Annotated in this window: 20 protein-coding genes; 10 read left to right on the top strand and 10 right to left on the bottom strand. The window is 59.8% G+C overall.

Annotation, left to right across the window (positions count from 1 at the left end; all coding sequences use genetic code 11):
* Positions 1–121 precede the first annotated feature (121 nt).
* Positions 122–2098, top strand: a complete 1977-nt coding sequence (locus tag J2T47_RS01235) for a VIT domain-containing protein (RefSeq protein ID WP_253441729.1) — start codon at positions 122–124, stop codon at positions 2096–2098.
* Positions 2095–3435: an exosortase Q gene (gene xrtQ / locus J2T47_RS01230; RefSeq protein WP_253441727.1), complete on the top strand. Its 1341-nt coding sequence runs from the start codon at positions 2095–2097 to the stop codon at positions 3433–3435. Before J2T47_RS01235 ends, xrtQ begins: the two co-directional genes overlap by 4 nt.
* Here the strand turns inward: xrtQ and J2T47_RS01225 are convergent.
* Positions 3432–3986: a DNA-3-methyladenine glycosylase I gene (locus J2T47_RS01225; protein ID WP_253441725.1), complete on the bottom strand. Its 555-nt coding sequence runs from the start codon at positions 3984–3986 to the stop codon at positions 3432–3434. The genes xrtQ and J2T47_RS01225 overlap by 4 nt on opposite strands.
* Positions 3987–4178: 192 nt before the next feature.
* Here J2T47_RS01225 and glyQ point away from each other — a divergent pair, with 192 nt between their 5' ends.
* The 4 genes from glyQ (at position 4179) to J2T47_RS01205 (ending at position 8581) form a co-directional block, all read left to right on the top strand.
* Positions 4179–5126, top strand: coding sequence for a glycine--tRNA ligase subunit alpha (glyQ, locus tag J2T47_RS01220; RefSeq protein WP_253441723.1), 948 nt, complete (start codon positions 4179–4181; stop codon positions 5124–5126).
* A complete protein-coding gene (glyS, locus tag J2T47_RS01215) occupies positions 5126–7180 on the top strand; it encodes a glycine--tRNA ligase subunit beta (RefSeq protein ID WP_253441721.1) in 2055 nt (684 codons plus the stop codon). Before glyQ ends, glyS begins: the two co-directional genes overlap by 1 nt.
* 83 nt (positions 7181–7263) lie before the next feature.
* The gene (gmhB, locus tag J2T47_RS01210) at positions 7264–7794 is read left to right on the top strand and encodes a D-glycero-beta-D-manno-heptose 1,7-bisphosphate 7-phosphatase (protein WP_253441719.1); all 531 of its coding nucleotides are present in this window, start codon (positions 7264–7266) and stop codon (positions 7792–7794) included.
* Positions 7795–7807: 13 nt separating this feature from the next.
* Positions 7808–8581 carry a lysophospholipid acyltransferase family protein gene (locus tag J2T47_RS01205; RefSeq protein WP_253441717.1) on the top strand — a complete coding sequence of 258 codons (774 nt, stop codon included), beginning with the start codon at positions 7808–7810 and terminating at the stop codon, positions 8579–8581.
* A 318-nt stretch (positions 8582–8899) separates the two neighbouring features.
* On the opposite strand, the gene J2T47_RS01200 is transcribed toward J2T47_RS01205, so the two are convergent.
* On the bottom strand, positions 8900–10000 hold the full coding sequence (locus tag J2T47_RS01200) for a hypothetical protein (RefSeq protein ID WP_253441715.1): 1101 nt from the start codon (positions 9998–10000) through the stop codon (positions 8900–8902).
* 701 nt (positions 10001–10701) lie between these two features.
* On the opposite strand from J2T47_RS01200, the gene J2T47_RS01190 reads away from it, so the two are divergent.
* Genes J2T47_RS01190 through J2T47_RS01180 form a run of 3 tightly spaced genes read left to right on the top strand, consistent with a single transcriptional unit; the run spans position 10702 to position 14080 of the window.
* Positions 10702–12267 (top strand): recombinase family protein, encoded by a 1566-nt coding sequence (locus tag J2T47_RS01190; RefSeq protein WP_301295327.1) that lies wholly within the window; start codon positions 10702–10704, stop codon positions 12265–12267.
* The gene (locus J2T47_RS01185) at positions 12264–13178 is read left to right on the top strand and encodes a ParB/RepB/Spo0J family partition protein (RefSeq protein ID WP_253441711.1); all 915 of its coding nucleotides are present in this window, start codon (positions 12264–12266) and stop codon (positions 13176–13178) included. Before J2T47_RS01190 ends, J2T47_RS01185 begins: the two co-directional genes overlap by 4 nt.
* Positions 13178–14080: a plasmid partitioning protein RepB C-terminal domain-containing protein gene (locus tag J2T47_RS01180; protein ID WP_253441709.1), complete on the top strand. Its 903-nt coding sequence runs from the start codon at positions 13178–13180 to the stop codon at positions 14078–14080. The genes J2T47_RS01185 and J2T47_RS01180 overlap by 1 nt, the downstream gene beginning before the upstream one ends.
* Here the strand turns inward: J2T47_RS01180 and J2T47_RS01175 are convergent.
* Positions 14034–14954 carry a competence protein CoiA family protein gene (locus tag J2T47_RS01175; RefSeq protein ID WP_253441707.1) on the bottom strand — a complete coding sequence of 307 codons (921 nt, stop codon included), beginning with the start codon at positions 14952–14954 and terminating at the stop codon, positions 14034–14036. The two genes, J2T47_RS01180 and J2T47_RS01175, sit on opposite strands and share 47 nt — an antisense overlap.
* Before the next feature lie 142 nt (positions 14955–15096).
* Between J2T47_RS01175 and J2T47_RS01170 the strand changes: the two genes are divergently transcribed.
* Positions 15097–16158, top strand: coding sequence for a hypothetical protein (locus J2T47_RS01170; RefSeq protein WP_253441706.1), 1062 nt, complete (start codon positions 15097–15099; stop codon positions 16156–16158).
* On the opposite strand, the gene J2T47_RS01165 is transcribed toward J2T47_RS01170, so the two are convergent.
* The 7 genes from J2T47_RS01165 to J2T47_RS01135 all read right to left on the bottom strand — a co-directional run bounded on the left by J2T47_RS01165 (position 16110) and on the right by J2T47_RS01135 (position 23552).
* Complete coding sequence (locus J2T47_RS01165; RefSeq protein ID WP_253441704.1) at positions 16110–17267, bottom strand: hypothetical protein; 1158 nt, start codon at positions 17265–17267, stop codon at positions 16110–16112. The genes J2T47_RS01170 and J2T47_RS01165 overlap by 49 nt on opposite strands.
* A gap of 1117 nt (positions 17268–18384) precedes the next feature.
* On the bottom strand, positions 18385–19698 hold the full coding sequence (locus tag J2T47_RS01160) for a type II toxin-antitoxin system HipA family toxin (RefSeq protein WP_253441702.1): 1314 nt from the start codon (positions 19696–19698) through the stop codon (positions 18385–18387).
* A gap of 51 nt (positions 19699–19749) precedes the next feature.
* Positions 19750–20160: a DUF6957 family protein gene (locus J2T47_RS01155; protein WP_253441700.1), complete on the bottom strand. Its 411-nt coding sequence runs from the start codon at positions 20158–20160 to the stop codon at positions 19750–19752.
* Positions 20160–20912, bottom strand: coding sequence for a metallophosphoesterase (locus tag J2T47_RS01150; protein ID WP_253441698.1), 753 nt, complete (start codon positions 20910–20912; stop codon positions 20160–20162). The genes J2T47_RS01155 and J2T47_RS01150 overlap by 1 nt, the downstream gene beginning before the upstream one ends.
* Positions 20909–21295 carry a hypothetical protein gene (locus J2T47_RS01145; protein ID WP_253441696.1) on the bottom strand — a complete coding sequence of 129 codons (387 nt, stop codon included), beginning with the start codon at positions 21293–21295 and terminating at the stop codon, positions 20909–20911. The genes J2T47_RS01150 and J2T47_RS01145 overlap by 4 nt, the downstream gene beginning before the upstream one ends.
* 12 nt (positions 21296–21307) lie before the next feature.
* The gene (locus J2T47_RS01140) at positions 21308–21655 is read right to left on the bottom strand and encodes a hypothetical protein (RefSeq protein ID WP_253441694.1); all 348 of its coding nucleotides are present in this window, start codon (positions 21653–21655) and stop codon (positions 21308–21310) included.
* Positions 21639–23552 carry a TniQ family protein gene (locus J2T47_RS01135; protein ID WP_253441692.1) on the bottom strand — a complete coding sequence of 638 codons (1914 nt, stop codon included), beginning with the start codon at positions 23550–23552 and terminating at the stop codon, positions 21639–21641. Before J2T47_RS01135 ends, J2T47_RS01140 begins: the two co-directional genes overlap by 17 nt.

Genomic DNA, 23552 nt, shown 5'->3' with positions numbered 1-23552 from the left:
CGCTCGTGCCGGCAAATCGGGCGCCATCGAGGCTCCATACAATCTCCACCCGGCGAACACATTGCGCCCACGGCGCGCGCGCAACCTGCGGCCATTCGATCCACAGGCCCGGAGGCCCGCGATGCGCACCCCAACCTTCCTTGCACAGCTGTGCTGCCTGCTGCTGACGATGAGCGCCAGCCTGGCGGCGCTGGCCGCAGATGACAGCAGTTCCAGCCCCTACTTCTTCGTCGAGAACGCTGATCCGGCCGTCGATGCCCTGCCGCTCAAGTCGACCCGCGTGGATGCCCGCGTGCTGGGCAACATCGCCGAAGTGACGGTGACCCAGGAATACCGCAACCAGGGCAAGACGCCGCTGGAGGCACGCTACGTGTTCCCCGCTTCGACCCGCGCCGCCGTCCACGGCATGACCGTGCACCTGGGCGAGCGGGTGATCCAGGCGCAGATCCGCGAGAAGCAGAAGGCCAAGGCCGAATACCAGCAGGCCAGGACACAGGGCAAGACCGCCGCGCTGCTGGAGCAGGAACGCGAGAACCTGTTCCAGATGAACGTCGCCAACATCCTCCCCGGCGACGTGGTGCAGGTGGAGCTGCGCTACAGCGAACTGCTGGTGCCCACCGACGGGCACTTCCAGTTCGTCTTCCCCACGGTGGTGGGGCCGCGCTACAACGGTCGCGGCGAATCCGGCAGCGGCAAGCAGCGGTGGATCGAGTCGCCGTACCTGCCGGCCGGGCAGCCTTCGGCCACGACCTTCGCCCTGCAGGTCGAACTCCTGGCGCCGGTGCAGATCGGCGAGATCACCTCGCCGTCCCATCGCCTGACGATCCAGCGTGACGGCCAGCGCGCGAGCGCTCGCACGGCAGCCGACGATGCCACCGCCGGCAACCGCGACTTCATCCTCGATTACCAGCTCGGCGGCGAGTCCGTGCAGAGCGGCCTGCTGCTCGCACGTGGGGAAAAAGAGAACTTCTTCCTCGCCATGGTCGCCCCGCCGCGCGCGCCGGAAGCCCGGCTCATCGTGCCGCGCGACTACGTCTTCGTGGTCGACGTTTCCGGCTCCATGAACGGCTTCCCGCTGGCTACCACCAAAACCCTGCTGCGCGACCTGATCGGCCGCCTGCGCCCCAGCGACACCTTCAACCTGCTGCTGTTCGCCGGCGACAACCGCAAGCTGGCGGAGCGTTCGCTGGCCGCCACACCGGAAAACACCCGCCTGGCCATCGAGCTGCTGCACAGCCAGGTCGGCGCCGGCGGCACTGAGCTGATGCCGGCCCTGCGCGAGGCGCTGGCGATGCCCACGGACCCGGAGCGCTCACGCAGCTTCGTGGTGGTGACCGACGGCTACGTCACCATCGAGAGCAGCGCCTACAAGCTGGTGCGCGAGAACCTGAGCAAGGCCAACCTGTTCGCCTTCGGCATCGGCAGCGCGGTGAACCGCAGCCTGATCGAAGGCCTGGCGCGGGCAGGGCAGGGCGAGCCCTTCGTGGTGACCGATGATGAGCAGGCGGGCAAGGCGGCCCAGCGCTTCCGCAGGATGATCGACAGCCCGTTGCTCAAGGGCATCCACGCAAGCTTCGAAGGCCTCGACGTCTACGACGTGGAGCCGTTGCAATTGCCCGACCTGTTCGCCAATCGCCCGTTGGTGCTGTTCGGCAAGTGGAAGGGCCAACCGCGCGGCGAGCTGCGCATCGACGCCCATGCCGCCGAGGGTCCGTTCCAGGCGCGCCCGCCGATCAGCGCCGGCAACCTGACCGACAACGGCGAAGCACTCGCTCACCTGTGGGCGCGCAAACGCCTCGCCGAGCTGATGGACCAGGAGGCCCTCGATGGCGGCTTCGAGTTCAGCTCGCAGATCCTCGACCTCGGCCTCAAGTACCAGTTGCTCACGCCCTACACCTCGTTCATCGCCGTCGACCAGCAGGTGCGCAATCCCGATCCGCAGGCGAGCAGGACGGTCGACCAACCGCTGCCGATGCCCCAGGGCGTGAGCAACAACGCTATCGGCAACACGGTGCCCGGCACACCGGAGCCGGGCGTCTGGGCCATGTTGCTGCTGGCGGCCCTGGGCGGCTGGTGGTGGCGGAGGAAGGCCACATGATCCGTCGCCTGCCCGGCTGCAGCTGGCTGCTGTTCGCCACGCTGGCGGCCTGGCCAAGCTGGCTGTGGGCAGCTCGGCGGCTTGGTGATGGCTCGGATGATCCGCTGGGGATCATTGCGCTGGCGACACTCGGGCTGCTGCTCTGGCGTGACCGCTCCAGTCTGCGCGTACAACCACGCTTGCATTGGCTGAGCAGCGCAGCGGTGCTGCTGGTCGTCGCAGCAGTTTCCCAGACGATCCTGCCGCCATTGCTGCGCGGATTGCTCTCGGTGCTGGCGCTGCTGCTGGTGATCCTCAGCCTGCGCGCCCCCGGCCAGCCCTGGCTGGCCTCCCTGGGGCTGGGCGTGCTGTCGTTGCCGCTGCTGTCTTCACTGCAGTTCTTCGTCGGTTATCCGCTGCGCGTGGTCACCGCCGAGGTCAGCGCGTGGCTGCTGCGCCTGGGCAGCTGGACGGTGGAACGGCAGGGCAGTGCGCTGCGGGTGGACGGCCAGTGGGTGATGGTCGATGCGCCCTGCTCGGGCATCCAGATGGCCTGGGTCGGTTACTTCACCGCCTGCGCGCTGGCGGCCTGGCAGCGGCTGCCGGATCGTTCGCTGCTGCGCCGCCTGCCGCTGGTTGGGCTATTGGTGCTGGCCGGCAATGTCCTGCGCAACACGCTGCTGGTGTGGGGCGAGAGCGGGGCCAGCGGGTTTCCCGGCTGGGCCCATGAGGCAGTCGGGCTGCTGGTGTTCGCCGGGGTCTGCGGGATGATTTTCCGGGTGATCGGGCGCGGCGCCTTTGCGCTGTCCGCATCGGTCGAATCGTCGCTGCCGGTTGCTTCGACGCGTTTCACCGGCAGCCTGCTGGGTGCCCTGCTGCTGGCGATGCTCTGGCCATTGCTGGCGCCGGCTACCGCGGCAACGACGGCAACGCGGGTCGCCCAGGAATGGCCAGTGCAATTCGAAGGTCGTACCTTGCGCCCGCTGGCGCTTTCGCCGGTGGAGCAGCGCTTTGCCGAGGACTTCCCCGGCCAGCTTGGCCGCTTCAGCGACGGCCAGCGCAGCATCGTGCTGCGCCAGGTGCTGCGGCCGACGCGCAAGCTGCATCCGGCGGAGGATTGCTTCCGCGCGCTGGGCTATCGCATCGAGCAGACGCAATTGCGTCAACGCGCCGGAGCTCAGGGCCTGCAGCGCTGTTTCGTGGTGACCCGTGAGGGCATGCGGCTGCAGGTCTGCGATTACATCGAGGACGCCACCGGCCAGTCCTTCTCCGATACCTCGGCCTGGTACTGGTCGGCGCTTTCCGGCCGTTCCATCGGGCCCTGGCAGGCGGTCACCCTGGCCAGCCCGCTGCCTTAGGCGCGGCTCAGCTGGGCGTAGCGGTCGCAGTCGACGGTGTGGTCCATCACCATGCCGGTGGCCTGCATGAAGGCATAGCAGATGGTCGGGCCGACGAAGTTGAAACCGGCCTTGCGCAGCGCCTTGCTCATGGCCTCGGCTTCCGGCGTCACCGCCGGCACGTCACCGCGACCGCTGAAGTGATTGACCCTGGGCTGGCCGCCGACGAAGGACCAGAGGAAGGTCACCGGGTCGTCCAGCTTCAGCCAGGCCTGGGCGTTCTGCCGCGCGGCCTTGAGCTTGGCGAAGTTGCGGATGATGCCCGGGTCCTGCATGCGCTCCTCGATTTCCTCGTCGGTCATGCGCGCCAGGCGCTCGGGGTCGAAGCCGAACAGCACCTCGCGGTAGCGCTCGCGCTTCTTCAGCACGGTGATCCATGACAGGCCGGCCTGGGCGCCTTCGAGGATGATCATCTCGAACAGCGCGCGGGGGTCGCGCTGGGGCACGCCCCATTCGGCATCGTGGTAGGCGATATACAGGGGATCGTCGTTACACCAGAAGCAGCGGGGCATGGCAGTCGGCCTTGGAAACGGGAAGGTTCTGACTATAGACAAAAGGCTGTACAAAAACACAGTCATGTCGCCGATTTTTCGCTCATCCAGGGCGTACGAACGGTCGCGCAAACAGCGCTGTGAAGCCCAAGCTGCAAGCGTCTTGCGGTATACTGCCGGGTTTTAGTCGCATATCCAGCACAGGTGAAATTCGTGAGCCAGACTACGCCCGCCGTGCCCACCTTCCAGGACCTGATCCTCGCCCTGCAAAAATACTGGGCCGATCAGGGCTGTGTGGTGCTGCAGCCCTACGACATGGAAGTAGGCGCAGGCACCTTCCACACCGCCACCTTCCTCCGCGCCGTGGGCCCGGAAACCTGGAACGCGGCGTACGTGCAACCGAGCCGCCGTCCCACCGACGGCCGCTACGGCGAGAACCCCAACCGCCTGCAGCACTACTACCAGTTCCAGGTGGTCCTGAAGCCCAACCCGGAAAACTTCCAGGAGCTGTACCTGGGCTCGCTGCAGGCCATCGGTATCGACCCGCTGGTGCACGACATCCGTTTCGTCGAGGACAACTGGGAATCGCCGACCCTCGGCGCCTGGGGTCTGGGCTGGGAAATCTGGCTGAACGGCATGGAAGTCACCCAGTTCACCTACTTCCAGCAGGTCGGCGGCATCGAGTGCTACCCGGTCACCGGTGAAATCACCTACGGCCTGGAGCGCCTGGCCATGTACATCCAGGGCGTCGACTCGGTGTACGACCTGGTCTGGGCCGACGGCCCGTTCGGCAAGGTCACCTACGGCGACGTGTTCCACCAGAACGAGGTGGAGCAGTCGACCTACAACTTCGAACACGCCAACGTCGAGAAGCTGTTCGAGCTGTTCGACTTCTACGAAAGCGAAGCGAATCGCCTGATCGAGCTGCAGCTGCCACTGCCGACCTACGAGATGGTCCTCAAGGCCTCGCACACCTTCAACCTGCTGGACGCCCGCCGCGCCATCTCGGTGACCGAGCGTCAGCGCTACATCCTGCGCGTGCGCACCCTGGCCCGCGCCGTGGCGCAGAGCTACCTGCAGGCCCGCGCCCGCCTCGGCTTCCCGATGGCCACCGCCGAATTGCGTGACGAAGTACTGGCCAAGCTGAAGGAGGCCGAATAATGAGCGCGAAGGATTTCCTCGTCGAACTGGGCACCGAAGAGCTGCCACCCAAGGCGCTGAAGAGCCTCGGTGAAGCCTTCCTGGCCGGCATCGAGAAGGGCCTCAAGGCCGCCGGTCTGACCTACGCTGCCGCGCGCTGCTACGCCGCGCCGCGTCGCCTGGCCGTACAGATCGACCAGCTCGCCGTGCAACAGCCCGATCGCACCGTGAACCTCGACGGCCCGCCACTGCAGGCTGCCTTCGACGCCAGCGGTAACCCGACCCAGGCAGCCCTCGGCTTCGCCAAGAAGTGCGGCGTGGACCTGGAGCAGATCGACAAGAGCGGCCCGAAACTCAAGTTCAGCCAGACCATCGCCGGCCAGCCTGCTGTAGGCCTGCTGCCGGGCATCGTCGAAGCCTCGCTGAATGACCTGCCGATTCCCAAGCGCATGCGCTGGGCGGCCCGTCGTGAAGAGTTCGTGCGCCCGACCCAGTGGCTGGTGATGCTGTTCGGCGACGACGTCGTCGACTGCGAGATCCTGACCAAGAAGGCCGGTCGTGAATCCCGTGGCCACCGCTTCCACAACCCGACCAACGTGCGCATCTCCGCTCCGGGCAACTACCTGGAAGATCTGCGCAGCGCCTATGTGCTGGCCGACTTCGCCGAGCGCCGCGAGATCATCTCCAAGCGCGTTGCCGAACTGGCTGCCGAGCAGAAGGGCAGCGCCATCGTCCCCGCCGACCTGCTGGACGAAGTGACCGCGCTGGTCGAGTGGCCGGTGCCGCTGGTGTGCTCGTTCGAGGAGCGCTTCCTCGCCGTGCCGCAGGAAGCCCTGATCACCACCATGCAGGACAACCAGAAATACTTCTGCCTGCTGGACGCCAACGGCAAGCTGCTGCCGCGCTTCATCACCGTGGCCAACGTCGAGAGCAAGGCGCCGGAGAACATCGTCTCCGGCAACGAGAAGGTCGTGCGCCCGCGCCTGACCGACGCCGAGTTCTTCTTCAAGCAGGACCAGAAGCAACCGCTGGAAGCCTTCAACACCCGTCTGAAGAACGTGGTATTCCAGGCCCAGCTGGGCACCGTCTTTGACAAGGCCGAGCGCGTTTCCAGGCTGGCCGCCTACATCGCCGAGCGCATCGGTGGTGACGCAACCAACGCTGCCCGCGCCGGCATCCTTTCCAAGTGCGACCTGGCCACCGAGATGGTCGGCGAGTTCCCGGAGATGCAGGGCATCGCCGGTTACTACTACGCCACCGCCGGTGGCGAGGCCAAGGACGTCGCCCTGGCGCTGAACGAGCAGTACATGCCGCGCGGCGCCGGCGCCGAACTGCCGGGGACCCTGACCGGTGCCGCGGTGGCCGTGGCCGACAAGCTCGACACCCTGGTCGGCATCTTCGGCATCGGCATGCTGCCCACCGGCAGCAAGGACCCGTACGCCCTGCGCCGTGCCGCCCTGGGCGTGCTGCGCATCCTCATCGAGAAGCAGCTGGACCTCGACCTGGTCGACGCCATCGGCGTGGCCGTGGCCCAGTACGGCGACAAGGTGAAGGCCGAAGGCCTGTCCGAACAGGTGCAGGACTTCGTCTTCGACCGTCTGCGCGCCCGTTACGAGGACGAAGGCGTCAACGTCGCCGTGTACCAGGCCGTGCGTGCGCTCAAGCCGACCGCTCCGCTGGACTTCGACCAGCGCGTGCAGGCCGTGCAGGCGTTCCGTCAGCTGCCCGAAGCCGAAGCCCTGGCCGCCGCCAACAAGCGCGTGTCGAACATCCTGGCCAAGGCCGAAGGTGAAGTACCTGCCACCGTCAACGCCAGCCTGTTCACCGAGACCGCCGAGAAGGCCCTTGGCAGCGCCGTGGCGACTGCCGAGAGCGAAGTGGCTCCGCTGGCCGCGGCTCGCGACTATCGCGCCGCCCTGGCCCGCCTGGCGGCCCTGCGCGCGCCGGTCGATGCCTTCTTCGAGGAAGTCCTGGTCAACGCGGACGACAACGCCGTGAAGGCCAACCGCTACGCGCTGCTGGCGAAGCTGCGCGGGTTGTTCCTCGGCGTCGCCGACATCTCGCTGCTGGGTTGATGCCCGCCTGAAGGCCGGGAGTTCGCAACGGTTCGCCGTGACGGACTCCCGGCTTTTTCATTTCCGACTTATCGAAAGCATCCATGAAGCTACTGATCCTCGACCGCGACGGAGTCATCAACCAGGACTCGGACGCATACATCAAATCCCTCGACGAGTGGATTCCGATCCCCAGCGCGATCGCTGCCATCGCCCGCCTGAGCAAGGCTGGCTGGACCGTGGCCGTGGCCACCAACCAGTCGGGCATTGCCCGCGGCTATTACGACCTGGCCACCCTGGAGAGCATGCACCAGCGCCTGCGCGACCTGGTAGCAGAGCAGGGCGGTGAACTCGGCCTGGTCGTCTACTGCCCCCATGGCCCCGACGAGGGCTGCGACTGCCGCAAGCCGAAACCCGGTATGCTGCTGCAGATCGCCCAGCACTACGGCGCAGATCTGCGCGGTATCTGGTTCGTAGGTGACAGCCGGGGTGACCTGGACGCCGCACGGGCCGTCGATTGTCAGCCCGTGTTGGTAAAAACCGGCAAAGGCGAGCGAACCCTGACCAAGCCGTTGCCCGAAGGCACGCTGGTATTCGACGATCTGGCGGCAGTAGCCGACCAACTTCTTTCCTGAGGACCCATCCCCCATGTCGATAGTGCAGGCCATCAGAACCGTTCTCTTCTACCTGCTGCTGTCGTTCAGCGCTTTCGTCTGGGGCACCCTCAGCCTGCTCATTGCGCCCTTCCTGCCGTACCGCGCGCGCTACCGCTTCATTGCCCAGGCCTGGTGCAAGTTCGCCGTCTGGCTCGCCAGCTGGGTAGTCGGCGTGCGCTACGAACTCAAGGGCGCGGAGAACATCCCCGACCAGCCCTGCGTGATCCTGGCCAAACACCAGAGCACCTGGGAGACCTTCTTCCTCACCGGCTACTTCGAGCCGCTGGCGCTGGTGCTCAAACGCGAGCTGCTGTTCGTGCCCTTCTTCGGCTGGGCCATGGCGCTGCTCAAGCCCATCGCCATCAACCGCGAGCAACCCAAGGTAGCCCTCAAGCAGATAGCCAAGCAGGGCGATGAATGCCTCAAGAAGGGCGCCTGGGTACTGATCTTCCCCGAAGGCACCCGCGTTCCCACCGGCCAGATCGGCAAGTTCTCCCGCGGCGGCGCCTCCCTGGCAGTCAATGCCAACCTGCCGGTACTACCGATCGCCCACAACGCCGGGCACTGCTGGCCGAAGAACGGCTGGGCGAAGTACCCCGGCACCATCCAGGTGGTGATCGGCCCGGCCATGTACGCCGAAGGTGAGGGCGCACGCGCCATCACCGAGCTCAACCAGCGTGCCGAAAACTGGGTTATCCAGACCCTGCGCGACATGGGTGAACTGCCGGCCGACGCCACGCCACAGACAGTCGCCGAAGCCTCCTGAGGCATCCCGCGGATAAACGCGAGACAAAAGAAAAGGGCCCCGAAGGGCCCTTTCTTTTTGCCTGGAGCGTTCCCGGATGTAGGTGGGAAAAGATAATCAACTTTGACGCTTCTGAAAATCAGCGTTAGACAACAGTTCGGTCAAAGTTAATTTCAGCTTCGGCTAAAGTTATTTAATGAAAATCTACTTTCGCCAAAAGTTACTTTCCACCTCATAAATTGACAAGCTGTCAAGAACTGTAAATATCCTACTCCGACCGGCCAAATAATCAAGTTTTAACTCAGAGCTCATTGCAGAGAGCACCGAACTGTTAACTCATCATTTAGTCTCGGGGAGCGAGTCATTCAGCTTGGAATAGAGTTCCTTCGCCAAAAGCTTTGCTCGAGTATCAGACGCTGCGTCCAATGCTGGGATATGCACGCCCTCATCACCATCGACGTATAGCGGCCCACCGATATCGTCGTCGTACAGCTCTCCGTCATAGGCCCCACCATCGTGGTAAGCCCGCATGGTGCCCCGGCGAATATCATTGTCCAGCTCTGCAGATAAATAGATCCAGACCCATCCCTGAAAGTGGTTGTTCGGCTCAAGCTCCTCAACGAGCGTCCTCATCGCTTCTGTATCCCCTTGCGCTGCAGCCACGTAGTACCAACGCCGCGCATCCTCTTCACGACCATGGCCATAGGCAAGCTCTGCCAGGCGCAGAGGGTCATCAACTGAATCGAGGTTCCAGGCTTGCTCGAGCCATCGGGGATCTTCGCCCAGCTCAGCCAGCTCCAACACTGCACCATGATGTCCCAGCGCCGCCGCGCGCATTAGATGAAAAAGACGCAGTGACCTTTTTTGCTGGAGCTCCTGTGCCGTAATCGCCCATTCGAGCGGAATGCCATCCAATGCCTCTCCGGCCTGCATACGCTCCAACCAATACTCGCCTCCCATTCCTGGCTGATGGTCGTCATCGGTGCGCTCTCCCCCATACAGGAGGGCCAGCGCAAAATGGGCAGCTGGGTTTCCTTTCCCCGCCAGCCTGTCCAACCCATCGATTAGCACCTGGAGCTCAGCATCTGTCTCGACATCCAGAAGCTCGAACGGATCTTCCTGCAAGATGGAAACGACATTACGCAAGCTGTAGCACGCCAAATCCCCCTCCTTTATATAGGCAGCTAGGATTTCGGCCGCTCGAGTCGCCGTTTCCCCATACCCTAACTCCGCCAAACGGCGCTGCAGCAATGCTGGGGAGATCGACCGCCCAGAACTGTTCGTAGCCACCGCCAGCAGGTGATCAGAGTTCAACGCCGCGCTTGAATGGAAGCCAAAGGCGCTGGCGAGCAGCTCATAAACGTGGCTATGCGAAATCGGCACGCCGATTGTGGACTGAAGGTGTTGTTTGACGCCGAATGCGAACGATCTGAGGGACATGAAACCATCCTCGGTGCACAGCCGATAGGAGCGAGCAGCACACGTTTAAGCCCCGCACGGCCGCGCGGTAGGTGGTTTCAAGCTAAAGAGGAATGCCTGTTTTAACTCGTGTGCAAGTTTGGCGGGCGCCTCAAACATCCTATTCCCTCTTATGTCAGCGAGTCGAGTGAATTCAATACAAAAAGCCCCCTTTCTGAAGCTCATTGTGTCGCGCGGCGTCAAGTGCGGGCTGCAACGATCAGAGCTAGTCGTGTCGCGTGGAGGAGGACAACGCATCAATTGCTGCAACAGTATCAACTAGTCGTTGCCTGAGTAGCGGTAATTCGACGGAGATCGATGCATGCGGTCTCTTCGCCATGCTCAAGAACGCGTCTAGTGCAGCATCAGAGTGCATAACTATTGCAACCAGATGCTCGCCTCGAGGCCCTGAAGAGCCCGCTAACCAGTTCTTAGCCGTTCGCTCCGCCGCATTCGTCCATCGCATCAGAGTCTTGGTGGCCTGATGGCTCGCACCAAGCTCTGTACGCAACGCTTGAGCAATCTGGTAGGCGTACTGATCGGAATTCAGAAAAATATTGCCCGTTTTCGTGAACATTTTTCCTCCAATTATCTTCTACTTTTTAAAAGCTACTTTCGCAGTTGGAGATATCGAGCTCAAAGTCACTCTTGACTCAGATTGACTAGGGTTAGGAGTTATGCCAATGCAAAAGTCTATATATCTCACTGGCGAGCAGTGCAGGGCCAAAGAAAATGCTGCAGCAGCTTATGTTCGCATGTCCACAGAGCACCAACAGTACTCGACGGAGAACCAACTAGATACAATCCGCCTCTATGCAGCGGCACACGATCTGGAGATTGTTCGGGTGTATACCGACGCTGGAAAAAGCGGACTTCGTCTCGAGGGAAGGGACGCTCTTATGCAGCTTTTCAGCGATGTCGAATGCGGTCGGGCCACCTACACTACGATCTTGGTGTATGACGTCAGCCGGTGGGGACGATTTCAAGATCCTGACGTTAGCGCAAGCTACGAAGTACGTTGCAGGCAGGCGGGCGTCTCTGTCCAGTACTGTGCGGAACAATTTACGAACGATGGTTCTCCGGTGTCGAACATCATTAAGAGCGTCAAGCGCATGATGGCCGGAGAATACAGTCGTGAACTATCAGTAAAAGTATTTTCTGGTCAGTCTCGATTGATTGAGCACGGCTACCGGCAAGGAGGCTCTGCCGGATTTGGTTTGCGCCGACAACTTATCGACGCCAAGGGAAATCCAAAAGGAATTCTTAGAAACGGTGAGCATAAAAGCTTACAGACAGACCGAGTTATTCTAATCCCAGGGCCAATTGAGGAGATTGAGACGGTTCGTGGAATTTATAAATTATTCGTCGATGAAGGACGTAGTGAACGAGAAATTGCAACTTGGCTGAACGACCACCATGTACTAACCGACTGGGGAAAGTCCTGGACTCGCGGCACTGTCCATCAAGTACTCATAAATGAAAAGTATATCGGCAATAACGTCTGGAATCGCAGATCCTTCAAGCTAAAGCAGAAGCACGTGCGAAATCCTCCGGAGCAATGGGTACGAGCCGATGCCGTATTTCTACCCATCGTTGAGGCAATTCTATTCAGAGCGGCTCAAGAGCTAATCCTAGCTCGTTCATATCGAATGCCCGACACCGAAATGCTTAGTAAGCTTCGTCACGTTTACGAACAGCATGGTCGCTTGTCGGGATTACTAATCGACGAAGCTGACGACTGCCCATCCAGCAGCGCTTATCAGCATCGTTTTGGCAGCCTCCTTCGCTCATATGCGCTTATTGGCTACACACCCGATCGCGATTATGAATTCATCGAGGCAAACCGCCGTTTACGTCGACTGCACCCGGTAATACTACAACAAGCAATTGATGCAATAGGCGCAACAGGAGCCCACGTCTCAGTCGATCCCACAACTGACTTGTTGACCATAAATCAAGAATTCGTCGTATCTCTCGTCCTTTGCCGCTGCATGATAACAACGGGAGGGTCTAAGCGCTGGAAAATTCGCTTCGATCTCGGCCTTGATCCAGACATTACCATTGCCGTAAGAATGCAAGAGAGAGAAAAGTCCGTCTTAGATTATTTCATTCTTCCCACACTCGATCTAAACTCGGAACGACTCCGACTTGCGGAAAGCAACGCGGCAGAGTTAAACATCTACAGATTTGACAACCTGCAGATGCTAGTAGAACTCTCTCGCCGCTCGCCCACCAGGAGAGCGGCATGAGTGGCAGTTTCGATAATCAAAAAGTAACTCATCACATTGCCGAAGAAGCTGATATTCGCCTCCTTCCGCTGGAAAGAATCCGCATACTTAATCCACGGGTGCGTAATCGCCAAGTCTTCGCAAAATTAGTAGAGAACATAGCGGCACTGGGCTTAAAACGCCCAATCACTGTGACGCGAGTTGCAAGACAGGCTGAAGAGTCCTACGAGATAGTTTGTGGTCAAGGTCGCTTCGAGGCTTTCCAAGCGCTTGGCGAGACGCTCATCCCATGTCTCGTTGTGAGCGCTAGAGAAGCAGATCGCTTTCTCATAAGTCTCGTGGAAAATTTGGCACGTCGCAAGCACTCTAACAGAGATCTTTTAAATTCTATTCAAGTACTTTCAGACCGTGGCTATTCGGCCCAAGCGATAGCAGAGAAGACCTGTCTAGATTCAGGCTACATAGGGGGAATCCTGATGCTACTGCGTGAAGGTGAGGAGCGCCTAATAGCCGCAGTCGAAAAGGGTTGGCTTCCCATAAAATTCGCCATGGAAATTGCTCGTACGGATGACAGCGAAATTCAGTTAGCCATGATGGAGGCTTACGAAACTGGGGTATTGCGAGGCGAGCAACTAATGCGTGTAAGGCGCTTGATCGATCGGCGTAAAGCGTTGGGCAAACGCTATGGTCAAACTTCCGGAAGCGACAGACTGAACACACCGCAAAAGCTCCTTAACGCTTATCAGGCAGAAGTGCGAAGGCAAAAAGTCATGATCAAGAAAGCGGATATTAATGAGCAACGATTACTGATTATCGTAACCACACTTCGTAGGCTTTTGACGGACGATTATTTTTGCACACTTCTGCGTACCGAGGAAATTCAGGACATGCCAAAAGCACTGGCCGATCGTATCGCAGGGCAAAACATCTAATGGGCAACATCAAACAAGCCTTCGAACAACGCGTGGTGGCAATTCCCGTCGATTGCATTTTACCCACCCGCATGCTTCCAAAAGCTAAGGAGACCAGCAAAAAATACCTAACCATTCTCTGTTCTATACGCGAACTCGGCATCATAGAGCCGCTGGCTGTCCATCCTCAGCCAGTACAACAAAACGGTTCTACCTTATACATTTTGCTAGACGGGCATATGCGCTTAGCCGCTCTTAAAGCACTTGGCGCAACAGAAGCACTATGTCTCATTGCAACCGACGATGAGGGTTTTACTTATAACCGCCAAGTAAGCCGTCTGACACCTATTCAAGAGCACAAGATGATTTTGGCGGCACTGAAGAAGGGGGTCGACCCCAAAAGAATCGCTCAGGTATTAGGTATTCATGTCGAACGTATCCACGCTCGAAAAAATCTCCTCAAAGGCATCGCCCCAGAAGTTTCCGAGATGCTTAAAGTTCGGATGGTGGCACACAGCGTATTCAATGTGTTGCGACAAATGAAGCCCATCCGGCAAATACAAGCAGCAGAAATGATGATTAGCGCGAACTGCTATTCGCTCAGTTATGCACGCATGGTCTTGGCGGCGACACGTCCAGAGTTTCTCATTGAGCAAAAGAAGCCTATCGCCGAAATCACCCCGGTTGACATTGCTCGGATGGAGCGGGAGATGGAGAACCTACAGCACGACTACCGCCTCGTCGAAGACTCCTTAGGTGAAACCATGCTCAGCTTGGTGGTTGCTAAAGGCTACCTCATGCGTTTGCTGCGCAACGAACCGATTGCGATTTACCTTCATCAGCACCATGCCGATTTACTCGAGGAGCTTGTGTCTATTATGGAAGCGGTAAGCTCGGACGCGAGACATCTCGAGCGGGAGTAACCTTTTTCTGCGTATTCTGCTCAAGTTCCGACAACTCAGATAGCACGCTGTCGCTCGCCCACATCGGGAACACCCAATTGCGATACTTCGGCGCGTAGCGTCCGCCAAAGCGTCTGGCAAGTAGCTTCAAATGCTGTACCACCGAGAGGTTGTAAGCCACGCTCCGCAGCGCAAAGGCGCCAAACGGCAACAACCAGGCATCGATCCACATACCGTCCACTATAAAACGACGCGGCAGCAATATACCGTCGTCGGACGTCATAGCCACGGTATCGCAGATGGGATCTGCCGGCACCTCGGAAACCCCATTCTCAACGGGAACTAACCACCGTTTGCACTGCAGTGAATGCAGAATGAATGTGCGCAAGCTGGCTGAAGGAACATGCGTCGCCCGCTGCACACATTCACGCAAGTCGATTTCCACTACGCGGGTTGCCTTCGTCTGTAGGCACGCCAGCTTTTCTGCATCAACGAAAGAGGTCACTGCGATCTCTATAAGCAACTCACCATCGGGAAGTCGCGCAACCAAATCAGGGCGAATACCGTCGAGCCATACTTCCTCCTCAACAGCCTCAAAATCCCACCAGCTACTGGTGTCTTCCGAACAAGGAGTCTGCCCCGGCATCGGTGGCAGCTGGAGTCCCATTGATTCACAAATGACCTGCTTGGCATAGCGATGTAACACGCTCTCGTGGGCAATGGCGCAGCTGGCCTTTCGAGATCGATGGGAAAAGTGGTGCTCCCGAAACGCCCCCTTACGAGCAACCACAGACTCGCCACACGACAAACAAACGCAAGCACAGGCAAGACCTCGTTCCACTTCGTGAATATCGACAAGTTGATTCAGCGTGTTCAAGGCAACAGACATGGACATAGCGGCTTCCTCCCTCAAGAGTCCGCCATAAACGTCGTACTTTGGGGCCGCTTAAACAGCTAAAAACCGAGTGAATCCGCTTTCCCCTTGGGCACACGAATGCTACAACCGGCACGCGAACTGGCTTCCAAGGAGGGTTGTCATGCACGGCGCACTCAATCGATTGAAACAAGAGCTCATTGACCGCCCCTTCACTGGCCGCACCTACGAGCTACTGCAGTTCATGGTGGATCAGAGCCTGGCGCGGATCGATGACACCATCCCGCAACCCGTAACCTTCGAAGCGCTTACATTACAAAGCGCATGTGCCAGCCCAGCAGAACGGGAAATGGCACCTAAAGATTGGATGCCAAAACGACCGGTACTGGAGGCTACGCTGGTGCGAGTGCAGCGTGCGTTACCGTTACCCCATTTACAGTTTGGCTATGCCAAAGGTGGTGGGCGCGGCAACCCCAGCCTCTTCTGGCTTGAGCTGACACAAGAGTCACCTGATCAAAATGACGCGGTTTCCGTCCACGGTCAGGCCCTCTCCATCGACTACAAACGTTCTGGCTTAGGCGCAGTAAAACCCTCATTACTGATTCGCTGGCTCATGCGGGATGGACAGATTCGAAATCGCAGCTCTCGAGGACTCACACTGCTGATCGGCGTACTCATCGGTACGCTGCTGTGGGGACTGGGTCTGGTTTCGGTGCTGCTGGCTCTAGGACTGACTCATCAACCACTTACCTCCAGCAGCCTGGTGATCTTGCTGGTGTCCTTGGCGGGATTTTGGGTGGGATGGAAACAGCTCTACGAGCCCTGGTATCGCCTGCTGGATGAGCGGGTCGTCAAAGCACCGAACTGGGTACCTGCCGTTCTTGAGGATCCCTGCGAGCTAGAGATTTTCCGGCACGACAAGCAACGCTGGATTCGCCTGGTGCGCTATACCGCTGACTGTCCTCTATGCGGCGGAGAGGTCGAGCTGATGCCGGGCAAACCTGATCAACGCCTTCCGTTGGTCGGCCGCTGCATTGAAAGCCCGCACATTCACGTCTTCAGTTTTGATCGCACCTCGTTGCAGGGCTCGTACTTGGGCCCCATCCTTCCACCGTCACACAAGCATGTCCGTGCCCATGCCGGCAGCCCTCCTACTGACGAACGGACAGACGCCCCCTACCCGAATGAACGCCACCAATCCTCGGACGGAACCTCGATGCGCTGATCCAGCAGCGCATCAGCGGCTCTAACCAAAGGATCGAGCCAGTCAGCTTTAGCCCGGGCCCAGGTCACATAGGTCTGTAGCTCTGCCGTTAATCCGCCGTGGAGCCCGGCCTGCGCCTCAAAAGCATCCAAGTATTCGCGCAGCTGAATAGCTCGGCGCCACGCCCGCGCGTCACGCTCGACCTCGCGCAGCTTTCCCCGCTCATGCTCCTGCTGCGCCTGGAGGGCCAGCGCGGCCTCACGCTCGGCACGCCGCTCAGCAGCCAGACGCTCCTGTGCTTCGCGCTCGACCAGCGCCTTCACTACCCACCGCCCCATCATCACAATCAACGCATTGAGCCTCTCCTCAATAGGCGCGCGAGCGGTATCGGCAATGCGGCCCGCAAAGCCATGCGCCGCCTGCAGGGTCAGCTTACCGGTGGGTACGAATTGCCACTGCGGCAGGTAGACCGGCTCACCCCGTGCTAACTGGGTGCGCTGACGGCGCGTAGGTTCGTAGGGACGGCGCACACTGCCTTCGAATAGCTGTAGATCCAGGTGCACTCCCAATAGCTCGATCTGGGTGCGCTGATCGTGCACCTGGACTCGATACCCCCGTCGCTCAAGGGCCTTGATCAAGGCATCCATCAGCCGTCCGGCGCGGGCCTGCATTGATTCAGACACGCGGACATCCAAGGAGCGCGCACTCGGTTTAGGAAACCCTTGGCGATCCTGGAAGGGGGCTTTGAGTGCCGCCCGCCATTGGCGCACCAAAAAGTGCGGGCGGCTCAATCGCCCGGCTACCTGGATGTGCTGCTCGGGGTCACGCTCGTGCATCAGGATCGCCTGTAGTCGGGGCTCCCAGGTCAGATCCGGCTCAGCCGGGCGCTCAGGCATGTAGAGGTGAAGGTGACGCGGCGAGCCCTCATAGGGCTTAAGCACCGGTGGGCTCGGCACACGCTTACCGGCCTTCAGTTTGGCCCAGTACCCTCGACCGGGAGTCGGCACCTGCAGGCGCGCGCACAGCTTCTTCAGACCCACATCCGACAGGCCATAACGCGGTGCCACACTCTGCATTGGTTCCGCCCACACCTCGGCCAGCAGCTGCTCACGGTTGAGGGTCACGTACATGCAGGGGCTCCCACGGGCCCGGCCGGGCCCGTAACAAACAGCGATTTAACCCAATACGGGTTATGCGAAGGACGGTTCGAATCCCCCAGCGCCGAGCGGGACAGCACGTCACGATGAGCTTAAAGGCTCAACCGTTGCTACATCATTCTGCGGGGGCCAAATATACAGCGGCAGGCGCTCTAGGGCGGTACTTATAGGACTTTATAGAAAATTATAGAGCGATTATAGAAACACTCCTCTAACGACAATGGCGCAGCAGTGCCCCAGGCGCAAACGTCGCCCCCATCGCAGAGGGACTTCTGACAAGTGATGGCGCCGCAACGTCGCATGTCAAAGAAACACTGCAGAGGAAACGCCAAAACGCGTCGACAGTGCTCGGATCTGTCTCCGCGTAAATCGCCGTCGACCACTGAGTAGATCGGCAATACCTTCAGCACTGGCTATCTCGGGCAAGTCGTCGAGGCCAAGCGCACGTTCCGTCATCAGATACTGCAGCACTTGCCCAGGGCTACTGGAAGGCATTGGAAAGTGCTTCGCGTCATAGGCCGCAATGTTGTCACCTAAACGACTCAAGAGGCCCTCTAGCGGGTGCAGCTCGTTATCTCCAACGATATCCAACAGCTGATTCAGTGCCCTCACCAAGACTCTGTACTCCTCGTCATTCAGCGGCATTCTCAGCAGGGGCTCGACATGAGGCCAATGCTTACAGGCGTGCTTCAACAGAGACGACCTCACCCTGGTCTCCCGCAGAATGCTGCGTCGCGTGCCCAACTCCGCACGCATCCAAGCCTTTCTAGCGTCACCATCAGCTCATTGATCCAATAAGCCAGAATTCACTCGACCGAAATCCTGCTCCTCATACACGACGTCATCGTCAAACATCGTTGCTGTCCGCCGGAGACTGCGAAGCGTCGTTAGTGCATAGAAAAAGCAGGATTCACACAGTTGCAGTCGGTACTGCTCCCCCACGTGCGCTGAGCCTTCACCCCAGTTCGCCAGCAACTCCCCATGCCGACAACCACTTCTATCGTGAGGAAGCCTGCGCCGACAAACATCGCAAAGACCCTCGGTGGCAGTACTGACCTTCTCCATGCTATCCCTCCAGTTGCCCAGTGCCTCAACGCAGGCCCCACTCACGCAGACGAACATCGAGGTTATTGAGTGGAATGACCGGTGCACTGCGTACTGCGTGGGGTAAGTCGACCAGCAGATCGGGCAAGGCTCGGAATCGCTGCGCGGTGTCGCGCAGCCGATCAAACATAGCGCCGGGTTCGGCAAACTCCGCCAGCACCTCACACACCGCACGCCAGACATGCCGGTGGCTGCGCTCTGCTGCCCATTTAGTGGAACGACTAATGCCTTGGGGATCCAACACCATAGGAGCGAGATCGTAGATCGGCGCCAGCTTCAGCTGGCCGTCTCGAAGGATCGCGCTGTTTCGTCCGTGGTTATCGGAGTTGCCCAGGATGCGATTGAGCAGATCCCGACGCAGATACTCGAACACAAGCTCTTCGACCAGGTGGGCCTGTCCAGCCTCCCGCCATAGTCCGACCAATGCAGTCAGCACCGCCTCGTGGCGTAACGCAGAGCCTGGATGGGTGTTTCCGCAGAGCGAGTACATCGACTCCATTGGCATGCGCTGTACGGCTTCCCCTCTACGCACTCGATCAAAGCGCGGCATCCACAGGCTAGGAAGATCGCCCGACTCGAAGGCCAATCCATGTAGCGCGATGCTGTCCAAACCCAGCTGCGCCACAGCGCGGTAGTACAGGTACTCGCTGCGCAGAATGTCTCGATCCAATGCAGTACTGCCTCGCGGAAACTTTACCAGCCAGTGCCTTTCTGCAAACTGATCCGGTAGCAGCGCATCTGCAAATAGCTCTCCGTGCCGTGTCTCAGCGAGGAGGAGCTTAGGCGCCTCGCCGCCAGCACCGAGTGAGCCACCTGCGACTAGTCCATGTTCTTCACCAGGATCGAAGAGGCGAAGGTTTTGCCGAACCACTTCCTCGCGCGGCACAGCAAATCGGGGGGAGGTGGCGATAAGTGCTGCGGACTCCTTTATCCGCAGATGTCCGACCGGTGCCGGGGTGCAATACATCAGCCCATCAAGACTTGGCGGGAGTTCCAACGCCTGCAAGGCTCGCCAACGACACAGCACTGTGCGCGCCGCACCCGACGGCATCAGGTCATACAAGAATGCGGGGAAGCCTTCGGCGTGAAAACGCGTCCAATCCAGACGATGACGTACGCTGACAGCACAGGCGAACGGAGTACCCAGCTCACTGTGGAAACGGCTGATGAACGGGTCGGTATAAGAGAACGCGCAGGGCCCGAAACGCCCTTGTTCCGGGCGTGTGAAAACCATGGTCAGCGCATCGAACCAGTCATCACCAATGTGCGCCTGGACGGTCATTCGGACAGCGCTCGACATATGCCTCTCCAGTTCACTGTGCCATGTCCCACGGGGGCGGAACAGAAACACCTAATGGATGGACATCACCACCCCCAGCGGAGCGGTTCGGCGCGTACCGGGGCCTAGGAGCACGTAAACGGTATTGCGGCTCTCGAAGAGGCCCGCACTATCGTCCCGAGACACCTCAAAAGTGCTACGAATCCAATTACCCGGTGGGCCGCGATGGGCACTGTCCGAAACAATGCAATGGGCGAACACCACCGTCGGGCGCCGTCCACTTCGCTCGATGAGGGTCAAGGCAGCTGCAGGACACTCCAGATCGATCAGGGCCCATTGGCGCACCAGGCAGTAGGGCTTACGCGGAAAACGCCGCTGCACCTCGATCACTGCCTCAGCCTCGGCTAATTGGCATCCGGGCATCGGCGTCCCTTCGCTGTACAGCGCGTCCCAGGCCTGCCCCACCAGCTCCTTCATGTCCATCACGACACCTCCGGCACAGTCAGCTGAATCAGCTTGTAGGGAGACCAACCCGTCTGCTCTCCGGGATAGCCTCGGGGATTGCATACCACGCGGGTACCACGTAGCTCGTAATCCACCGCCGTATGCACGTGGCCATGCAGCCAAAGCGAAATCGGATCACCCATCAGGTCATCCCATTGGTTGGCGAAAGCCGCATCGAGGTGGCCACCAGCGTGCGGATTATCCTGCAAGGATCTCAGCGAGGGGGCATGGTGAGTGATCACCACCGTTGGCCCGCTGAAGAGAATCGCCAACTGTTCCTGCAGCCAGAGTCGCGTCAGCGAGGCCTGGGTGATGAAATCCAGCGGCCGACAGGGGCGGTAATTCTCGGTACGGATCTGTCGGAAATCGTTGAGTAACTGTCCAGCCAAGGCCGCAGCGGTGGGTTGATTGTCGGTCGCCGCAAAATCCGTCCAGGCGGTTGCCCCCAGAAAGCGCACACCGCCGAGTTCCACTACATCCCGATCCAGCACACGTACTCGATCCGTCTGCGCAGCCCTGATTTTTTCCAGGGTTCTTTTGAGATGTCCTCGGTAAAATTCGTGATTGCCCGCGACGTACAGCACAGGGCAGGTAAAGACCGATGTGGCCCATTCCACCCCCCGGATCCCGAGATCAATATCTCCGGCGAGAACCACGATATCGGCGTCCACGGGGGGCGGCTGATAGCACTCAAACTCGTTGTGCAGGTCGGACAACAACAGGATTTTCATACTGGCTCACCTGTGTCGTCTGGCCACGCCTCGTAGGAGCACAGGCAGCGCAACCGCTTATGGGCATAGTTGTCGCCTGTGATCCGGGCGTACACGAGGTCGAAGAGTGCTTGGCGCTCTACTGAATTGGCCCTACTCAGAGCGGCCCTGCCAAGCTCCTCCAGCAGGCGCTGCTCGACCCGAGCGCAATCGCTCACCAGCTGGAGATTGACGGGGGCGCGAAGCTCCCGGCTGATCTGAGTGAGAAGGGCTGCCAGGCTGTGCTGTTCGAGTGGGCTGTCTGGATAAAGCAGGGTGGCCACAGCGACGGCCTGTTGCTTCAACCACCACAATGCCACGCGATCACCTTCGGTCAACTCGAGCGTTATCATTGATGTGATCATGGGCCACCTCGGCTATTGCAGCGCCAGAGGCGTAGGGAATATGCCTCTGCACAGAAGCGGCAGATACGCTTCCAGCGATTTCCGCCCGCCCGGTCGCTGGAACGACACGACGACGTATTGGCTCTGGCTTTCGGTGGCGAGCAGCCAATAGCGTCCAGACTGCACCACTCGATGGATGTCCGAGGTTCGGATCAACCGACCATTAAAAAAGCGTCGCTGCGCATCCCAATAGACGACACCCAGGGCGCAGCCAGCGCAGATACGAACGTCCGTTAGATACGCCGTCACTGGCTCGCCAAACCTATGGAGCCGGGCACGCAGCAGCCGCGCCTCGGTCTCAGGGTCAATCAACCTGACCATAGATCGCTCCCACATCATGGACTGAGGAGGAAGGAGCCACCGGAAGGCTCGCTGGCTCGTCGTTGACGGAGCGCCGCCACGCCGGCGCGCGGCCTGTGGCAACGTTGAGCAATGCAGCCGTGCTGAGCAGCAGCCCCCGCCGAACACCTTCGGTATTGAGGTGCCCTGCTTGGGCAACCAGTCCTCGGCTGTACAGCGACTCCTGTAACCAGACGGATTTGGTCTTGAGCTGATCAGCCGCATCCGCGACGACAACGTAGCGCGAGAGAAACTCCACCAGGTGAGCCGGTGAAATCCAGATGCGCTCCCGTCCGCGCAGCGTTTCGCGTCGGCATGGCAGCCAGCCAGCCTCTATCCAGCCTCTGATCGTTGCGTGCTTCCAACGGGTGAACTTGGTGAGATCCGTGATACTCAGCTCGAAGCGTGGCGCCTCGGCCGGCGCCACGATGGCGAGAATGTCATGCTGATCGAAACGCAGGGATGCCAACCCCTCGATGTCCTGCAGGCGAATCACCGGTTTCAGTTGCCCCGAGCCGATTTGTCGATACAACTCGGTGAGTTGATCTCGCGGAAATTGCCGTGCACTGATTTCCGCCAAGCTCAGGGTTGGGCCGCCCTCATGCACGTCACAGGCTTCACTCAGTCGTGCCAAAAGCTGCTCGACCTCGACGCGCCAAAATTCGCCCTTACCGAATAACGGCCGTTGCACATCCGGAATACGCTGCAGCACCCCACTCTCGATGAGGCGATCACCAAGATGGCGTGAAACATTGAGCATTCGCTGCACGTCTTTTCGAGTAATCACCTCTGCCGCCAGGCGCTGCTGTTCCTCGACTTCCGTACGTTCGACCAGACAGTACTCAACGGCCCCCCCTTGAAGTACTTGCCCACGAAGACGCCCCGCTTTGACGAAGGCAACAATCCGATCCGGAGACGAACCCAACAGGCGAGCCGTTTCGGCGGTGGTGTACGTCGACTTCATCCCGAGCAGGTCGCTGCCGATCTGCTTCATCTTCCGATTGATTGGTGCGATCGCATGCAGCACCAGACACTCCGCAGCAATCCGCACGACGGCGGCATACTCGGGTCGATCGAAATCACGGGTGAGCTGGCGATACCAACCGCCCAACTCCGTGATGAATTTGGCGCTTTGGCGTTGATTAGCGTGCTGAATCCGCCGCCGAACAAATGCTTGGAAGCTAGAGGGGATATCTTCCAGGAAATGATAAGCAGCCCTGTTTAATGCTTCGGCCTCGCCCAGAGTAATGCCACGCCCTCGACGCCATGGCTGGGCTCGATTCAGGTTGGCAAGGAACACCACGAAAGCATCGATATCCTCAGGTAAGCAGGGCAGGCCTCCCAGTTGCTGTTGCACTGAGCGAACTGCTTGCTCCTCACCGCTGATGAGGGCCGATACCAGCAGATTCCCTGCATCGGCAGTCTGCTGCGGCATCGCCGAAAGATCCACTCCGCACGAACAGTGAGTCAGCGGCCCCCGGTGGTGGCTAAGCGGCTGCCGGCATCCCGGACAACTTTCCAGGAGTGCAGCGCTGTGCCGTCTGCAGGCAGTAACCAACACGTGGTACCAGCTTTGACGGAGATAGGGCTTCTCAGCCAGGCATTGAGGGCACACCGCAGCTCTGAGCCGCAGGAACTTTCCTCGCGCCAATGCTCCTGAAACGGAAGGAAACGCGGCCATCTCAATAAGCTGCTGCGCTTCGAGGGCGTAATGCTCCGCAAACTGTTTGAGTTCGTCGGGGCTAAATAGCCGTTTGGAGCGCAGCCCTACAGGGCGTAACAGCTGCTGGCTACTGGTAAGAAACTGGGCAAGTGCCAGGCGCTGCAGGTAGCTTTCGAGACTCTCGTCGGCAAAGGGTTCAGGGGCGAAGGGCAGCAT

Source organism: Pseudomonas nitroreducens (assembly GCF_024170165.1).
Classification (GTDB): domain Bacteria; phylum Pseudomonadota; class Gammaproteobacteria; order Pseudomonadales; family Pseudomonadaceae; genus Pseudomonas; species Pseudomonas nitroreducens_C.
This window is presented reverse-complemented; position numbering and strand designations above follow the sequence as displayed.

Coding starts and splice junctions, on each gene's coding strand:
- xrtQ (WP_253441727.1), top strand. CDS start 2,095: ATGATCCGTCGCCTGCCCGGCTGCAGCTGGCTGCTGTTCGCCACGCTG.
- J2T47_RS01160 (WP_253441702.1), bottom strand. CDS start 19,698: ATGTCGAGCGCTGTCCGAATGACCGTCCAGGCGCACATTGGTGATGAC.
- J2T47_RS01135 (WP_253441692.1), bottom strand. CDS start 23,552: ATGCTGCCCTTCGCCCCTGAACCCTTTGCCGACGAGAGTCTCGAAAGC.
- J2T47_RS01205 (WP_253441717.1), top strand. CDS start 7,808: ATGTCGATAGTGCAGGCCATCAGAACCGTTCTCTTCTACCTGCTGCTG.
- J2T47_RS01235 (WP_253441729.1), top strand. CDS start 122: ATGCGCACCCCAACCTTCCTTGCACAGCTGTGCTGCCTGCTGCTGACG.
- J2T47_RS01155 (WP_253441700.1), bottom strand. CDS start 20,160: ATGGACATGAAGGAGCTGGTGGGGCAGGCCTGGGACGCGCTGTACAGC.
- J2T47_RS01165 (WP_253441704.1), bottom strand. CDS start 17,267: ATGTACGTGACCCTCAACCGTGAGCAGCTGCTGGCCGAGGTGTGGGCG.
- J2T47_RS01175 (WP_253441707.1), bottom strand. CDS start 14,954: ATGTCCATGTCTGTTGCCTTGAACACGCTGAATCAACTTGTCGATATT.
- J2T47_RS01200 (WP_253441715.1), bottom strand. CDS start 10,000: ATGTCCCTCAGATCGTTCGCATTCGGCGTCAAACAACACCTTCAGTCC.
- J2T47_RS01150 (WP_253441698.1), bottom strand. CDS start 20,912: ATGAAAATCCTGTTGTTGTCCGACCTGCACAACGAGTTTGAGTGCTAT.
- J2T47_RS01180 (WP_253441709.1), top strand. CDS start 13,178: ATGGGCAACATCAAACAAGCCTTCGAACAACGCGTGGTGGCAATTCCC.
- J2T47_RS01185 (WP_253441711.1), top strand. CDS start 12,264: ATGAGTGGCAGTTTCGATAATCAAAAAGTAACTCATCACATTGCCGAA.
- J2T47_RS01225 (WP_253441725.1), bottom strand. CDS start 3,986: ATGCCCCGCTGCTTCTGGTGTAACGACGATCCCCTGTATATCGCCTAC.
- J2T47_RS01140 (WP_253441694.1), bottom strand. CDS start 21,655: ATGGTCAGGTTGATTGACCCTGAGACCGAGGCGCGGCTGCTGCGTGCC.
- gmhB (WP_253441719.1), top strand. CDS start 7,264: ATGAAGCTACTGATCCTCGACCGCGACGGAGTCATCAACCAGGACTCG.
- J2T47_RS01170 (WP_253441706.1), top strand. CDS start 15,097: ATGCACGGCGCACTCAATCGATTGAAACAAGAGCTCATTGACCGCCCC.
- J2T47_RS01145 (WP_253441696.1), bottom strand. CDS start 21,295: ATGATCACATCAATGATAACGCTCGAGTTGACCGAAGGTGATCGCGTG.
- glyS (WP_253441721.1), top strand. CDS start 5,126: ATGAGCGCGAAGGATTTCCTCGTCGAACTGGGCACCGAAGAGCTGCCA.
- J2T47_RS01190 (WP_301295327.1), top strand. CDS start 10,702: ATGCAAAAGTCTATATATCTCACTGGCGAGCAGTGCAGGGCCAAAGAA.